The organism is Sphingobacterium chuzhouense (assembly GCF_014692525.1).
Lineage (GTDB): Bacteria > Bacteroidota > Bacteroidia > Sphingobacteriales > Sphingobacteriaceae > Sphingobacterium > Sphingobacterium chuzhouense.
In genome coordinates this window covers 98444-113204 of sequence record NZ_JACNYL010000005.1, presented here as the reverse complement: position 1 = coordinate 113204, position 14761 = coordinate 98444, and the positions used below count along the sequence as shown (strand labels likewise).

Annotated in this window: 17 protein-coding genes; 3 read left to right on the top strand and 14 right to left on the bottom strand. The window is 40.4% G+C overall.

Annotated features, from left to right (window positions below):
* The first annotated feature begins 141 nt into the window (after positions 1-141).
* The 3 genes from H8B21_RS18220 to H8B21_RS18210 are packed head-to-tail and all read left to right on the top strand — an operon-like array spanning position 142 to position 2688.
* Positions 142-513 carry a BlaI/MecI/CopY family transcriptional regulator gene (locus tag H8B21_RS18220; RefSeq protein ID WP_190315284.1) on the top strand — a complete coding sequence of 124 codons (372 nt, stop codon included), beginning with the start codon at positions 142-144 and terminating at the stop codon, positions 511-513.
* 6 nt (positions 514-519) lie between these two features.
* Entirely contained in the window at positions 520-1842 is a 1323-nt protein-coding gene (locus H8B21_RS18215; protein ID WP_190315283.1) for a M56 family metallopeptidase, read from the top strand.
* Positions 1843-2688 carry a hypothetical protein gene (locus H8B21_RS18210; protein ID WP_190315282.1) on the top strand — a complete coding sequence of 282 codons (846 nt, stop codon included), beginning with the start codon at positions 1843-1845 and terminating at the stop codon, positions 2686-2688.
* 32 nt (positions 2689-2720) lie between these two features.
* Here H8B21_RS18210 and H8B21_RS18205 read toward each other — a convergent pair whose 3' ends face one another.
* From H8B21_RS18205 to H8B21_RS18140, 14 genes are all read right to left on the bottom strand, one after another.
* Entirely contained in the window at positions 2721-3404 is a 684-nt protein-coding gene (locus H8B21_RS18205; protein WP_190315281.1) for a phosphoribosylaminoimidazolesuccinocarboxamide synthase, read from the bottom strand.
* Between the two features lie 45 nt (positions 3405-3449).
* Positions 3450-3731: a chaperone modulator CbpM gene (locus H8B21_RS18200; protein WP_190315280.1), complete on the bottom strand. Its 282-nt coding sequence runs from the start codon at positions 3729-3731 to the stop codon at positions 3450-3452.
* A gap of 3 nt (positions 3732-3734) precedes the next feature.
* On the bottom strand, positions 3735-4652 hold the full coding sequence (locus H8B21_RS18195) for a DnaJ C-terminal domain-containing protein (RefSeq protein WP_190315279.1): 918 nt from the start codon (positions 4650-4652) through the stop codon (positions 3735-3737).
* A 62-nt stretch (positions 4653-4714) separates the two neighbouring features.
* Entirely contained in the window at positions 4715-5491 is a 777-nt protein-coding gene (locus H8B21_RS18190) for a hypothetical protein (RefSeq protein WP_190315278.1), read from the bottom strand.
* Entirely contained in the window at positions 5491-5850 is a 360-nt protein-coding gene (locus H8B21_RS18185) for a GntR family transcriptional regulator (RefSeq protein ID WP_190315277.1), read from the bottom strand. Before H8B21_RS18185 ends, H8B21_RS18190 begins: the two co-directional genes overlap by 1 nt.
* Positions 5851-5852: 2 nt before the next feature.
* Positions 5853-6671, bottom strand: coding sequence for a hypothetical protein (locus H8B21_RS18180; RefSeq protein ID WP_190315276.1), 819 nt, complete (start codon positions 6669-6671; stop codon positions 5853-5855).
* Complete coding sequence (locus H8B21_RS18175) at positions 6664-7506, bottom strand: ABC transporter ATP-binding protein (protein ID WP_190315275.1); 843 nt, start codon at positions 7504-7506, stop codon at positions 6664-6666. Before H8B21_RS18175 ends, H8B21_RS18180 begins: the two co-directional genes overlap by 8 nt.
* Before the next feature lie 132 nt (positions 7507-7638).
* The gene (locus tag H8B21_RS18170) at positions 7639-8628 is read right to left on the bottom strand and encodes an aldo/keto reductase (RefSeq protein WP_190315274.1); all 990 of its coding nucleotides are present in this window, start codon (positions 8626-8628) and stop codon (positions 7639-7641) included.
* A 20-nt stretch (positions 8629-8648) separates the two neighbouring features.
* On the bottom strand, positions 8649-10217 hold the full coding sequence (locus tag H8B21_RS18165) for a M28 family peptidase (protein WP_223815128.1): 1569 nt from the start codon (positions 10215-10217) through the stop codon (positions 8649-8651).
* Between the two features lie 117 nt (positions 10218-10334).
* Positions 10335-10772: a ribose 5-phosphate isomerase B gene (gene rpiB, locus H8B21_RS18160; protein ID WP_190315273.1), complete on the bottom strand. Its 438-nt coding sequence runs from the start codon at positions 10770-10772 to the stop codon at positions 10335-10337.
* A gap of 10 nt (positions 10773-10782) precedes the next feature.
* Positions 10783-11655 carry a twin-arginine translocase subunit TatC gene (gene tatC / locus H8B21_RS18155; protein ID WP_190315272.1) on the bottom strand — a complete coding sequence of 291 codons (873 nt, stop codon included), beginning with the start codon at positions 11653-11655 and terminating at the stop codon, positions 10783-10785.
* An 81-nt stretch (positions 11656-11736) separates the two neighbouring features.
* On the bottom strand, positions 11737-13098 hold the full coding sequence (gene accC, locus H8B21_RS18150) for an acetyl-CoA carboxylase biotin carboxylase subunit (RefSeq protein ID WP_190315271.1): 1362 nt from the start codon (positions 13096-13098) through the stop codon (positions 11737-11739).
* Positions 13099-13166: 68 nt separating this feature from the next.
* On the bottom strand, positions 13167-13664 hold the full coding sequence (gene accB, locus H8B21_RS18145) for an acetyl-CoA carboxylase biotin carboxyl carrier protein (RefSeq protein WP_190315270.1): 498 nt from the start codon (positions 13662-13664) through the stop codon (positions 13167-13169).
* Positions 13665-13760: 96 nt separating this feature from the next.
* Positions 13761-14759 (bottom strand): beta-ketoacyl-ACP synthase III, encoded by a 999-nt coding sequence (locus H8B21_RS18140; RefSeq protein ID WP_190315269.1) that lies wholly within the window; start codon positions 14757-14759, stop codon positions 13761-13763.
* Positions 14760-14761 lie beyond the last annotated feature (2 nt).

The window sequence follows — 14761 nt, the reverse complement described above, 5'->3', positions numbered from 1 at the left end:
CAAAGATAACCGAATATTTTTATGAAGAGGAAGAGAAAATAAGATGAAAACTAATTTTTTAGTTGTATAACTAAAAAATTAGTTTTACATTTGTTCTTACAATCGATTGCAGGCAATATTGTCTTTTTAATAAATAGAGTTATGGACGAAATAAAAGAACTTACAAAGGCGGAGGAACAGATCATGCAGGAACTATGGAACATGGGAGGAGGATTCGTGAAAGAAATCATAGCCCGATTGCCAGATCCGAAGCCGGCTTATAATACAGTATCTACTATTATTCGTATTCTGGAAACCAAGGGTTTCGTAGAACATGAGTCTTTTGGCAAAAGCCACCGCTACTTGCCTAAGATTAGCAAAGAAGAATATAAGAAGTTAATTACCGGAAGACTCTTGCAGAATTATTTTGATAATTCCACAACGAGTATGCTATCTTTTTTCTTGGAAGAGAAGAAAGTGGATATAAAGGAATTGGATGAGATTATGCAAATCATCCAACGGAATAAAAAATAAAAAGCTATGACTTATCTGATTTTAGCAAACTTATCGTTGATACTGTTCTTTGTAATATACATACTGGTGTTAAAACGCCTCACGTTTTTTCAGTGGAACAGGATCTATTTACTGAGTGCAATAGCTGTTTCATTCGTGATACCGCTGTTACAATTTGTAGACTTGAGCAATCATAGGGAAGTATATCGACCATTGGCAATAATTGATTTTCCAGAAATGGAAACTGTGGGGGTGACAGATACCTTGGAACATAACCATTCGTGGTCAACTATGGATTGGGCTCGATTTCTTTATATCGCTGGTACAGGACTGATGTTCTTTTGGTTAGGTATCCGGCTGTATCGCGTGTTTAAAACCTTTGGAGATAATAGTATCGAGCAACGGAGCTTTTCTTTTTTCAACCGGGTGTTCATTGCCGAGGAAACGCAACATCGCGATGTGATTGCTTCGCATGAGCAAATTCATATGAAGCAAGGCCATAGCTATGATATCCTATTTGTAGAGATTGTGCGCGTATTCAATTGGTTTAACCCGATTTTTTATTTCTACTTGAAAGAACTTAAGTTTCAGCACGAATGTATTGCGGATAAGGCATGCTCAGAAGATAAGGTGCAATATGCAGAGTTGTTGGTCTTAAATGCCATGGGTGTTTCCCATAGTGTATTGACACATGAGTTTTCCAATCAATCATTTTTAAAACAACGCATTATGATGTTATTCAAAAATAAATCGAAGAAAATAAATCGGGCAAAATATCTATTAATTTTGCCAACTGTATTAATGGTGTCTGGAGTCGCGTTGGCTTTTAATACCTCAATAAAAAATATAGTGCCTATCGGGGCGGAAGATCTAGAAAACATTATACAGCAGGATACAACTAAAAGTAAGGCAGAGAGAGAAGGAAAACTCAAATGGAAAATAACACACCAAGGAAAATCACGTAAGGGAGAAAATGGAACGACAGTTACGGAAGTTATAGTAGCTCCCCAGGAACAGGGGAATACTGATGATAAAGTATTCACTGCAGTGGAAATCAATCCAGAGCCAGAAGGAGGTTTACACGAGTTTCGTGTTTGGATAGGAGAAAATTATCAATTCCCACAAGAGGCTATTGATGCAGGAGTAAAGGGGCAGGTCGTTGTCAGTTTCATCATTGAGAAAGACGGCACCTTGGGAGATTTCAAAATAATAAAAGACTTAGGGCACGGCACAGGAGAGGCAGCAATAGAAACCTTAAAAAAGGCAAAACCTTGGAGACCAGGAATTCAGAATGGTAGAAAAGTTCGTGTTGCTTACACATTACCGATAACCATAAATCTAGAAAAATAGTTGAAACTTGTGGTAAATAATAGTAATATATATAGAAAAGGATGGATTTACTTTTGCGGAATTGTATTTCTATTGTGCGCTTGCAAATCCTATCAATTTCGGGAAAGCGGATTTATCGTCGATGGTGACGGAGTTTATCACAATCCCGAAAAATATGGAGGGATAGGACTGTTCGGAGATTTTGTGAATTATAATGCGCGTGAACAGCACGGGACGAGGTTTGATAAATTGTATCCAGGAGATAAAAAGGTATTGAAATCATTAGGATATAATAAAGGAGATATAGAGGTTCTATTTAGTGGCATACCGAATCAACCACCTTATTATCACCTGATCGGGATTGGAGCTAAAGATAGTTTATTGGATACGGCAGCTTCCATCTTGCAGTATACCCCAATGGGGAAGTATCATTACCGGAAAATGGATGTCGGTAAAAATACGGTACTGGAAGCAATCATTCCATCCGGAAAGACGAATTATGCCTTGATTTACTATGTTCCGAAAGGAGAATCTACTGCAGACTTTGAATATCTGTTAGAACAAAATGTAAGAAAGCCCAATCGTCCGCATAATTTTCTGGCAAGCAGGACAGCGGTAGAATGTGGGATTGATGTGCAGAAAAACGTAGATATTAAGATTCCACAAAACTATGTAAATCGAGATATATACACCTTGATCAAAGTTTTGAAAAAAGAAGATTATGGGGAATCCTTAGCTGTTTATACCTTAAATAAAAAAGATGCCGATCCTCAAGTCGTATTTAAGCTCTGTCCAGGTAAATATCGAGTGGTGTATTCCGACCTAAAACATCAGGAGATATGGAGCGAGAAAATCAAGGTTCAGTAATAATAATCAAGATGGGACACCCATCTTGATTATTAACTTAAGAATACTTTTTCTAGATCTAACGGAGCGATATAGGTGCCATTTTTATAAACACGCATATTACCTCCAGAAATTTCATCAATCAAAATGAGCTGGTTATTGGAGACATCGTAACCAAATTCTAATTTGATATCATACAATTCCAATCCTTTTTTTGCAAGTTCCGCTTTCACGATATCGCAGATCTTTCTAGTTAGGTCGGCAAGTTCATGATATTGCTCTTTACTAAGTATTCCTAACATAGCTAAAGCATCTTGCGAAATAACCGGATCGCCCCGCTCATCATCTTTAATCGTTACTTCTACAAATCGATCGAGATCTTGTCCTTCTTGGCAATATGCGGCATAGCGCCGATAGAAACTTCCGACTGCTTTATAACGGCAAATTACTTCAAGCCCTTTACCTAACACCTGCGCATTTTTTACCACCATAGATACGTCATCTATATCAGCAGAAACGTAATGTGTCGGAATTTGTAGGCTGTTCAACAGTTCAAAGAAATATTTTGTCATTTTCAAGCCCGATTTCCCCGCACCGTCGATAGTTAATCCTACGGTATTGGCTCCTGGATCGAAAACGCCGTTTTCACCCGTGACATCATCTTTAAATTTTAGTAGAATACGATTGTTGTCCAGTTGGTAGACATCTTTTGTTTTACCTTGATATATAAGTTGCATGGTGTTGATTTTATGATGCGCAAAATACAAAAAATCCATCAATTGCTATGGTCGTATTTCAATGCGTAACAATCTAATTTCTTCTTGCAGTTGTTCTATTTTATGTAAAAGATTTTGTGCAACCTCGATACCCTGTAGGTTGATTTCCAGTTCATAATGCCAAGTAGCAAATTGTTCCAAGGCTTTCAATTCTTCTTCTTTAACGAACTCCTCCTCGTCTTGCACCACCACTTCAATCAAACCATTTTGAGAAAGATTTCGAATAAATTGTAGCTCCATTTTGTGGGACTGGCAGACGTCCATTACCCTTATTAAAGTCCTTTCCATAGCTTATTTCTTTAGATTGGCCAATTGTTGAAACAGTTCTTTTTCTCTATCGCTAAGGTTCGTAGGGAGTTTCACATGTAACGTTACATACAAATCCCCAAACTGTCCATCTTTCTTGTATACAGGAAAACCTTTTTCTTTTAGTCGAATTTTAGTTTCATTTTGCGTTTCCGGTTTAATCTTCACTTTGATTTTTCCTGCGAATGTATCAACGACGGTCTCTCCACCTAAGAGCGCGGTATACAGATCGATATCCTGTACCATATAAAGATCATTTCCTTTACGTTGAAAATGAGGGTCAGGTAAGATATTAAATTCAATATAAAGGTCGCCGTTCGGTCCACCGTTAACCCCTGCGCCACCTTGTCCGCTGAGTTTGATTTTTTGTCCGTTTTCTACACCTGCAGGAATCGTGATTCGAATATTCCGGCCGTTTACGGTAAACGTTTGTTGATGCGTCGTGTAGGCCTGCTGTAAGGTCAGTTCCAGCACGGAATGATAATCATTTCCCCTAAACTTGGTTTGTCTGCCGCCGCCGCGTCGGCTCCCAAACATTTGCTCGAAGAAATCCGAAAACTCACCCGTATCATAATTTCCCGAATAATCAAAATCAAAACCTTCAAACGGATTCCCTGCAGTTCCCCCACTAGCACCGCGGCTACGCTGTTGTTGCTGTGCTTGTTCATACGCTTCCCCGTGCTTCCAGTGCTCACCATATTGATCATATTTTTTTCGCTTTTCCGGATCAGTTAATACCTCATTTGCCTCGTTGATTTCCTGAAATCTCTTTTTTGCATCCTCATCATTAGGGTTCAGATCGGGATGGTATTTTCGGGCGAGCTTTCTATACGCTTTCTTAATATCATCTTGGGAGACATTTTTCTCTATCCCCAATACTTTATAATAATCTACAAAAGCCATATTTGATTTGTTGCTATCCTCAATAACGTTAAAAATAATCTTTTGTTTTTTGCTTTCCTAATTCAAGGACGCATTTCTATGGATTTCGCACCATTACCCAAAAATTCCTTTTTAAAATATTCTTTATTGCCCAAAATACGGATGCTAGCGATCCGGCTTTCCTTGAAATTGCTTATCACTGTGCTCCGTCCATGGAGGTGGACTGCAAGCGAATCCATTTGTGTAGAGGAGGTATAGTTCAATACCGCGTCGTGCATGACCGCGTTGCTGGTGTTGACGATTAGATTGTCTAGATATACATTGGAAGCATTCGCTGCCTGAATGGTCAGCTCTCCTATACTATCTCGCTGATCGCTTCGCTGAAACGGTTTTGACACAGAGAAACGGGCATTATCTATTGCCGCAATGTGGAGTTGATCCTGGATGATATTGTTCAAACAAACGGAAACTTGCCGCGCTTCTATGGATGCTAGCGGTACATTTTGCTGTAAAGTGATGTCGGCAAATCTGCTTTCGATATGGATAAGTAAGCTGTCGTTTACAATCTTATAACTGAAATTCTGCGGATTAATACTATACAAGCTATTTTTATCTGCGGGGGCTTTCTGTATATTCAGATACAGATCTTTGTCTTTTCCGCCGGTTACTTTGATATGTCTGATCGGATTAGAGAATTTTTGTGTGACTTTTATATCGTAGAATTTCAACCAAAAGGCCGATATCCTGTCGATCGGCTTGTTTTCTGTGGTCATTTTGATACTGCCGATAAGCTCAATGTAGAAAGTCGCAAAAATCCCCATAAATAAGGCGATGGCGAATAGAATATGTGAAGTTTTCATTAATGCTGTTTTTGTTGATACAATCTGTTAATATCGTCCATGCTGATGCCTAATAAAGTTATGGTATCGAAAAACTTTGGCAATTCTATGTTGATAAATTGCTTTTTTCGGATGTGCATAATGGATGATTTTGCTTCCGGAGAAACAAAAAATCCCAGTCCGCGCTTATTGTAGAGGATATCCTGCTGTTGCAAGATGTCATATGCCCGCATCACCGTATTGGGGTTGACTTCCAACTCACCGCCAAAATCCCGTACAGAGGGGATTTTCTGATCAGCCAACCATTCGCTTCTCAAGATTTTCTCCATCACAAAATCGGTGATTTGCAGATATATTGCTTTTTCATTTTTAAACTGCATGATCAAATCTCCCTTTCTTTGCGTTTGTAATAAAAAGCAACGATGGTCAGAAAACAATAGACCATTGTTATAAGAAGCTGTATCGTAGAAGGAATAAAACCTTTGAGACCTATAGAAATAGCTGCCTGCTCATACATGAAAAATTCACGAATGAAGTAGCTAACGACAAGAACAATGAGCACTAAAAGTGCGGAAAACAAAATTATGCTGTATCGTTTGAAAAAGACTTTTGCAAGAATGTATAACGGTACGCAGATTACGAAGAAGCCAATGGACAATAACGTCAATTTATTAATTGGTAAAGCTTTGAAGATACTGTTTCCGGAAATTTTGGGGTATAGATCCCCCTGTTTTTCCAAATATTGCAATACTTGCTCGTAGTACATGTTTTTAAATAACCACACCGTAAGATGATCATATAGGCCAAAAATGAAGGTGCCTGTTATCAATCCGCCCAAAAGGAAAATGATGATGGCTAAGGTACGTTCCAGATTCGATAGAGGGAGCAGGTTGACACGTTCGGATTTGTTCAATGCGTCGAAATACCCCCATGTCATGATGGCTAAGTATATCGGCGCGAGCCACATCAGTAGTAATTTACTACCTGTTTGTTCCATATATACTGCTCTTATCCAGTCGTCATTTTTCGGATACAATTCAGGAGTGAAAAATTTTTGATAAAAGATGTCGCCCGGCCAGTAGTAATATAAACCAAAGGCAAGGAGCATAATCAATGGAAATATGGCGATGAGCAATCTGTTCGGAAAATAGATTTCTTTCAGCGCAATATATAAGCGTTGGATATTCAATTGTCTATTCATGAGCTTGGAGATTAGTGAGGGACAATTTTTTTAAAAATTGCGGTTCGTTGATTAACGCGTTAAAAAACAGTTCGATATCAAAAGGTGTTTCTTCGCCGTCCGTATTCAGTAGGATATTGCTGTTGCCGTTGAGACTGCTCTCTACATACAAGGTTTCGGGATAATCTCCCTGCTTAAATTTTATCTTGCGGCTTAAATCATCGATCGATTCATTTAGTGTCAGGTTGCGGTTTTGCAACACCAATAAGTGATCGATCAACTGATGGATATCCCGGATCTGATGCGTTGAAATGATGACGGTGGTATCTTCCGAAACGTGTTTCGCTAAGGCTTTACGGAATTGTGTTTTGGCCGGAATGTCTAATCCATTTGTTGGTTCGTCCATCAGCAAGAGCTTGGTATTGGTGGCGAGCGCGAAAGCGATATTCACTTTCTTTCGCTGCCCATAAGATAGTGCTTTGATGTTCTCCCTTGGATCTACTTGCAAGGATATCAGGATCTCATCAAAATAAGCTTTGTCGAATTTCGGATATAACGGACTATAAATCTCCAGATAGTCAACAATGTTCCAATAGGGAAGATCCACCTCATCGGTGACAAAATAAATGTCTTGCAGAAACCCGATTTGCCTATCCTCAGGAGTAAATCCAGATATATCGACATTCCCCGAACGTGGAAACAGCAATCCGCAGATTAGTTTGAGAAAGGTGGTTTTACCGACACCATTCAAGCCCAATAAGCCGTATATATGTCCCGGCAGAAGCGAGGCATGGATATTATCCAATATGGTCATATCTTTTTTGTAATGGAAAGAGAGATTCTTAATTACTATCATAATAAAAAGTTTAGTGTATTAGTATATTAATACACTACAAATGTAAGAATAGAAATTGAACTTGCAAGAAATATTAAATAAAAAACGTCTCATAGTTAATCCATGAGACGTTTCTTTAAATGTATAGACTATTTAAAAACTGTCTACCAATCGATTTATCGTTTCGATTTCTTCTGCTGTCAACTGAATGTCTATACTCTTAGCATTTTGAATTGCTTGTTGCGCATTCCGAGCACCTGCTAACGCTATGGTGATACCAGTCCGTTCAATCGTCCAACGCAATACCAACTGACCTAAAGAGGCATTTTTGCTGTCGGCGATGGGTTTTATTTTATCTAAAAGCACATTTGTTTTCTCTATAAAATCAGGTTGGAAATATGGTAAAGAAGCGCGGTGATCGCCTTCCTGAAAGGAATAACCCGGATGGATTTTACCTGTCAATAGTCCGCGTTGAAGCGGGCTATATGCTAAGATAGATTTGTTGTTTTCTATACAGTACGGGACTGTTTCCACTTCAATACCGAGGTTAACCATACTAAAAGGAACTTGATTGGAAACGAGATCTACTATTTGCTGTGCTTCTGCCATTTGTGTACTGGAATAATTGCATACACCAGCATAACGAACCTTTCCCTGCTCAATTAACCGAGAGACCGCTTCGAAAGTTTCTGAAATAGGGGTAGTCGAATCCGGCCAGTGGATTTGATACAGGTCGATGTAGTCCGTTCCCAAACGTTTCAAGCTTTGCTCACATTCGTATATAACACTCTCTTTTCCAGCATATCGATAAACGTCCAATGCTTTTCCGTTATTGTCTTTTGTATGCATGGCGAAATCACCTTTTGCGGAATCTAAATCCCAACGCATACCAAATTTGGTCAAGAGTTGTACCTTATCCCGCGAAATACCCCGTATGGCTTCACCGACGATTTCCTCACTCGTCCCCTGGCCATATATCGGAGCCGTGTCAATAGAAGTTACGCCGACATCATAGGAAGCCTGAATAGCCTCAATAGCCTCTTTGCGATCAGTTGAGCCCCACATCCATCCTCCGGCGGCCCATGCACCGAAGGTAATGGCGGATACTTCCAATTCACTATTACCTAATTTTCTATATTCCATGTCTGTTTGTTTTTCCCCCTTTACTCCTTATTTGAATCAACCGGCAACCGTTTGTCACGATTGGCAATTTCCCATGCAACATGGAAGACCAATTTCTCCCGTTTTACCATCATCGGGAAGTCGATTTTGTCAACCGTGTCTTCCGGTGTATGATAGTGTGGGTGTAAACCCGAGAAAAAGAATGCTGACGGGATACCTTTTTCAGCAAAATTGTAATGATCTGAACGATAATATAAACGCATTGGGTCTTTAGGATCGTCATACATATAATCCAATTCCATCTGGGTATATGTATGGTTTGCAGTTTCTGTAATTTGTTTTAATTCAGAGCTCAATTTATCTAGTCCAATGGCATGAATATAGTTGTGGTTCCCGTTCAAATGCTTGTCGTCTATACGCCCAATCATGTCCATGTTGATACAGGCTACTGTATTTTCAATTGGAAAGATGGGGTTTTCGACATAAAACTTTGATCCCAACAGTCCTTTTTCTTCGGCAGCGAGACCAATAAATAACAAACTTCTGCGAGGACCTTGGCCATCTTCTTTTGCTTTAGCAAAGACACGGGCAAGTTCCATAACGCCTACTGTACCCGAACCATTGTCATCCGCTCCGGGGAAAAATGTACCGTCAGGTAATATACCATCATGGTCATAGTGCCCTACAACGACAACAATCTCATCTTTTAGATCTGAACCTTCTAACAAACCAAGTACGTTAGGATCTGCGAATTTCTCTTTCGTGATTCCCATTTCGGCATCAACTTTTGTAGGAATGGTGAAAGTAGAGGGGGTATTTTTTTGTTGTTCAAGACTAGTCTGACGTTTTGCCAACAGCTCATTTGCCAACCTTGAGGAAATATTGACCACCGGCGCTTGGGTAGTGCCCGATACAGCATTATTTCCGTCATCCAAAGAGAATCGACCACCAACTAAACGTTTCCCGAATCGAGCCATATTCTGGTCAACATAATCGCCTGTTGCCAAAATCGTTTTTGGATTTCTTTTAAGAAGCTCCTGCACGCGTTTAAACCGGCTACTGGCCCATTCAGACATTTTCTTGCTACCTGTAACAATAGAATTGCCGTTCGCATCTTTTGGTTCTCCTTCGTTGATGACTAAAACTACTTTGTCTCGGATATCGACACCGGCTAAGTCATTATGTTTTTTGTCTTGGATGCCATATCCAACAAACACGATGTCATCGGCTTCGTAAGTAGCTTGTTTATTATCGCCTTGTATGAAGAAATCCGTATCATTTTCATAAGCGGTTCCGTTCACAACAAAACGTTGCACTTGATAAGAAACCTTTACAAGGTTTACCGGTTGAAAATAATCGCCATTTACTGGTGCTTTCAAACCGTAAGATTTAAATTGCTCTGCTAGATAATGTGCTGTTTTTTCACCACCTTTTTGACCTGTGCCTCGTCCCTCAAATTCTGGCGATGCTAGTAGCGTTAAATGCTTCTTTGCGGTTTCCTCCGTCATGAGATCCGCATATTTCAGCTGTGCCGGATCTTGATGTTGTGCGATCACGCAACTGTGGAACGTAGGAACAAGTAAAAGTGCAATAATCCAATTCTTCATCATAGTCATCTCATGATTATCTTCGATGAGCTCGCAAGCTCGGTTAACTTCGTTGAGCTCGCAAAGCTCGATTTTCTAAAGATGAGCCCTTCGGGGCTCGTGATTCGTATTTTATATCAATTATGTACACGCAATCTTATTTACACGCGTACCGTGTCTGCCTCCTTCGAAATCAGTGGTCAGGAATGTTTTAACAATTTTTTTTGCCAACTCGAGGTCAACAAAGCGAGCAGGGACACATACGATATTCGCATCATTGTGTTGCCTCGCCAAAGCTGATATTTCGTTTTGCCAAGCGATGGCCGCCCGAACACCTTGATGTTTATTGGCTGTGATAGCTACACCATTGGCACTGCCACAGATTAATATGCCCAATTCGTTTTGTCCGTTTTCGATACTAGTAGCTACCGGGTGTGCAAAATCTGGATAATCTACAGAATCCGCAGTCGCAGGACCAAAATCTTCTACGGTGTAACCCTCATCTTTGAGAAACGCCAGTACAGCAGTTTTATATTCAAACCCAGCGTGGTCACTTCCTATTGCAATTTTTTTTGACATGATCGTTGTTTTATTTTTGATTATAAAATTCTTTCTCTTTTTCTAGTTTTCTCTTATGTACATTGGCAGAAACCATGATGCTCAACTCGTAGAGTATAAACATAGGAGCGCTGACTGTCAGTAAAGTGATTACATCGGCCGTCGGCGTGATAATGGCGGCGATGATCAAGATAATGACAATAGCGTATCTCCTGCTCGCCCGCATAAAAGCAGGCGTCATTAAACCCAGTCTAGATAATACAAAAATGACGATCGGTAAAAGGAAAATTACACCACAACCTAGAGTTAACGTGGCAATTAGCGATAAGTAAGAATCAATCGTAATTTGGTTGGTGATTTCTGCGCTTAAAGACACGTTGGTCAAGAAATTCACGGAGAGCGGAACGACAATATAATAGCCAAATAACGCGCCAATAACGAATAGCACGGTGGCATAAAAAACGAATCCACGTGCAGAACTCTTTTCTACGTCTGTTAGTGCTGGTTTTATAAAAAGCCAGATTTCGAATAGTAAATAAGGGAAACCCAATGCGACTGCCATCAATAAACAAGAATTGATCTGAAGCATAAATTGCCCCGCCATTTCAGTGTTAATGATATTAAAGGGGATGCGTTCTACACAAAATCCATCCAAACTGAGCAAATCGCCCACTTTGCACATCATTCGATACGTCCAAAAGTCGAGGCTTTTCGGCCCCATAATAATCTTGTTGAAGACGAAGTCGTAAAATGTGAATGAAAGAATAGCAAATACGGCAATGGCGATAACGGAACGAATAATATGCCATCTAAGCACTTCCAAATGCTCAAAGAACGACATTTCTCCTTCAAGATTCTTTCCTTTCTGTTTTATAGCGTTGATTAACTCTTTTGATTTTGACATTCTAAATGTTGTTTCTGAAACAAAACAAAAATACCATTCTTATTTAGAAGAATGGTATTTTAAACGTATGTAAAGGAAATTTTATTCAACCTCTTCGTCTGGATATTCCGTAAGGTCGAATGTTTCCATGAATTTCGTTGTAAAATTACCTGCTCTAAAGTTTGGATCACGCATTAAACGTATGTGTAGGGGAATGGTTGTTTTTACGCCCTCTATCACAAACTCGCTCAGTGCTCTTTCCATTGTATTGATCGCTTCTTCACGTGTTTGTGCGACACAAATTAATTTTGCGATCATAGAATCGTAATTCGGAGGGATCGTATATCCCGCATATACATGTGTATCTACTCGAACACCATGACCACCCGGCGAATGGAAATTCGTGATTCTACCAGGCGATGGACGGAAGTTATTGAATGGATCTTCTGCGTTAATACGGCATTCAATGGCATGCATGGTCGGCTCATAGCTTTTCCCGGAAATCGGAATGCCCGCGGCTACCTTAATTTGTTCTTTGATAAGATCGAAATTGATAACCTCTTCTGTAACCGGATGCTCGACCTGGATACGCGTGTTCATTTCCATAAAATAGAAATTACGGTGTTTATCGACCAAAAACTCGATCGTACCTGCACCTTCATAATTTACGGCTTGAGCACCTTTGATCGCAGCTTCCCCCATTTTTTCGCGAAGTTCCGGTGTGATAAACGGGGAAGGTGCTTCCTCAACTAACTTTTGGTGACGTCGCTGTATAGAACAGTCACGTTCCGATAAGTGACATACTTTTCCATATTGGTCTCCGATAACCTGTATTTCGATATGGCGGGGATCTTCTACAAATTTTTCCAGATAGATACCATTGTTGCCAAATGCTGCTCCAGCTTCCTGACGGGCTGAATCCCATGCGGGCTCAAACTCTTCGTCTTTCCACACAATACGCATCCCACGTCCACCACCACCAGCGGTAGCTTTCAAGATAACCGGGTAACCGATTTCGTTGGCAAGTTTAATACCTGTTTTTACGTCGGGAACCAAACCATCAGAACCCGGTACAGTCGGTACACCCGCCTGTTTCATGGTTTCTTTTGCCGACGCTTTGTCGCCCATTTTCTCTATCTGCTCAGCAGTAGCACCAATGAATTTGATACCATATTCGGCACAAATGGCGGAGAATTTAGCGTTTTCCGATAAAAAACCGTATCCTGGGTGAATGGCGTCCGCATTCGTCAATTCGGCTGCCGAAATGATATTAGGAATGCTTAAATAAGAATCTTTACTTGCAGGAGGGCCGATACAAACAGCCTCGTCAGCGAAACGTACGTGTAAGCTATCGCGATCTGCCGTAGAATAGACGGCGACACTTTTAATCCCCATTTCACGACAGGTACGGATGATACGAAGTGCGATCTCCCCTCTATTTGCTATTAATATTTTTTTGAACATCTTCTATAATTTGGAGATCAGATAATGAAATAATATCCCATATCTCACATCCCTATCTCATATCTAAATTACGACGGATCAACTAAGAATAGAGGTTGATCAAATTCTACAGGCTCTGCATCATTTACCAAGATTTTCACAACCTTGCCTGATACTTCCGACTCAATTTCGTTGAAAAGCTTCATAGCTTCTACAATACACAGCACTTTACCGGGAGCGATTTCATCACCTACATTCACAAATAATGGCTTATCCGGGCCAGCGGCGCGATAAAAGGTTCCGATCATGGGTGATTTAATGGTTATGAGGTTTGACGACTCAGCTGCCGGCGTACTTGGCGCTGGTGCTGCCGGTGTCGTGTTGGCAGGAGCAGCTACTGGCGCTACTGGTGCAACATGTTGCGGAGGTAGTGCTACTGGGCTCGGAACAGTTGCCGTAACATAGGTAGGCTCCTGATTCGTTTTTATAGTGATTTTAAAGTCTTTTTCTTCGATAGCGACTTCGTTCACACCTGATTTAGCAACAAATTTAATCAGGTCTTGAATCTGTTTAATATCCATACTCATATTTCTAGTAGGTTTCGTGTATAATAATTTTTTTACGATAAATTTTAACCCCAGATTTAAGGCTAACGCATAACGGGGATAAAGTTAAATAATATTTTATGCTTTCGTATAAGCCCATTTGAGATAAACGGCTCCCCAAGTGAAACCGCCACCAAAAGCTGCTAATATTAAGTTGTCTCCTTTTTTTAACTGGTTCTCCCATTCCCATAAACAAAGTGGAATGGTACCGCTGGTCGTATTTCCGTATTTATGGATATTGACCATCACCTTGTCATCGGAAAGACCTGCACGTTCCGCAGTAGCATCGATTATCCGTTTATTCGCTTGATGCGGCACAAGCCAATCCACGTCTTCTGATGTTAGGTTATTTCTTTCCATCACCTCGACAGCTACTTCGGCCATGTTGGTAACGGCAAATTTAAATACCGTACGTCCCTCTTGATAGGCATAATGAAGACCAGCTTCTACAGTTTGATGGGTTGCCGGATTTAACGACCCCCCACCTTTTATGTTCAAATATGGGCCTCCTGAACCGTCTGTTTTCAAGACGGCATCAATAATTCCATTACCCTCTTCATTCGGTTCTAATAGTACACATCCGCAGCCGTCACCGAATAAGATGCAGGTATTGCGGTCTTCGTAATTAACTACCGACGACATCTTATCAGCGCCAACAACGAGAACTTTTTTATGTTTGCCCGATTCTATAAATTGCGCTGCTGTCGTTAAACCAAATAAAAAACCGGAACAAGCTGCTTGGAGGTCGTATCCCCAAGCTTTCTTAGCACCAATTTTATCCGCCAAAATATTTGCCGTTGCAGGAAACAGCATGTCCGGTGTACTGGTACAAAAGATAATCAATTCAATTTCATCGGCAGAAATGCCCCGTTTTTCCAATAACCCTTTAACTGCGGGAACAGCTAAGTCCGATGTGGCCTTACCTTCTCCTTTAAGGATTCTCCTCTCTTTGATTCCTGTTCGTGTCACAATCCACTCATCGTTGGTGTCAACCATTGTTTCCAACTCTTGGTTCGTTAAGACATGGTCAGGAACATACCCGTTTACAGCAGTAATTGCAGCATGTATTTTTGACATAT

What these genes read in the sequence shown, in the direction of transcription:
- H8B21_RS18220 (WP_190315284.1), top strand. Translation starts at nt 142, where the DNA reads ATGGACGAAATAAAAGAACTTACAAAGGCGGAGGAACAGATCATGCAG.
- H8B21_RS18215 (WP_190315283.1), top strand. Translation starts at nt 520, where the DNA reads ATGACTTATCTGATTTTAGCAAACTTATCGTTGATACTGTTCTTTGTA.
- H8B21_RS18205 (WP_190315281.1), bottom strand. Translation starts at nt 3,404, where the DNA reads ATGCAACTTATATATCAAGGTAAAACAAAAGATGTCTACCAACTGGAC.
- H8B21_RS18200 (WP_190315280.1), bottom strand. Translation starts at nt 3,731, where the DNA reads ATGGAAAGGACTTTAATAAGGGTAATGGACGTCTGCCAGTCCCACAAA.
- H8B21_RS18195 (WP_190315279.1), bottom strand. Translation starts at nt 4,652, where the DNA reads ATGGCTTTTGTAGATTATTATAAAGTATTGGGGATAGAGAAAAATGTC.
- H8B21_RS18190 (WP_190315278.1), bottom strand. Translation starts at nt 5,491, where the DNA reads ATGAAAACTTCACATATTCTATTCGCCATCGCCTTATTTATGGGGATT.
- H8B21_RS18185 (WP_190315277.1), bottom strand. Translation starts at nt 5,850, where the DNA reads ATGCAGTTTAAAAATGAAAAAGCAATATATCTGCAAATCACCGATTTT.
- H8B21_RS18180 (WP_190315276.1), bottom strand. Translation starts at nt 6,671, where the DNA reads ATGAATAGACAATTGAATATCCAACGCTTATATATTGCGCTGAAAGAA.
- H8B21_RS18175 (WP_190315275.1), bottom strand. Translation starts at nt 7,506, where the DNA reads ATGATAGTAATTAAGAATCTCTCTTTCCATTACAAAAAAGATATGACC.
- H8B21_RS18170 (WP_190315274.1), bottom strand. Translation starts at nt 8,628, where the DNA reads ATGGAATATAGAAAATTAGGTAATAGTGAATTGGAAGTATCCGCCATT.
- H8B21_RS18165 (WP_223815128.1), bottom strand. Translation starts at nt 10,217, where the DNA reads ATGATGAAGAATTGGATTATTGCACTTTTACTTGTTCCTACGTTCCAC.
- rpiB (WP_190315273.1), bottom strand. Translation starts at nt 10,772, where the DNA reads ATGTCAAAAAAAATTGCAATAGGAAGTGACCACGCTGGGTTTGAATAT.
- tatC (WP_190315272.1), bottom strand. Translation starts at nt 11,655, where the DNA reads ATGTCAAAATCAAAAGAGTTAATCAACGCTATAAAACAGAAAGGAAAG.
- accC (WP_190315271.1), bottom strand. Translation starts at nt 13,098, where the DNA reads ATGTTCAAAAAAATATTAATAGCAAATAGAGGGGAGATCGCACTTCGT.
- accB (WP_190315270.1), bottom strand. Translation starts at nt 13,664, where the DNA reads ATGAGTATGGATATTAAACAGATTCAAGACCTGATTAAATTTGTTGCT.
- H8B21_RS18140 (WP_190315269.1), bottom strand. Translation starts at nt 14,759, where the DNA reads ATGTCAAAAATACATGCTGCAATTACTGCTGTAAACGGGTATGTTCCT.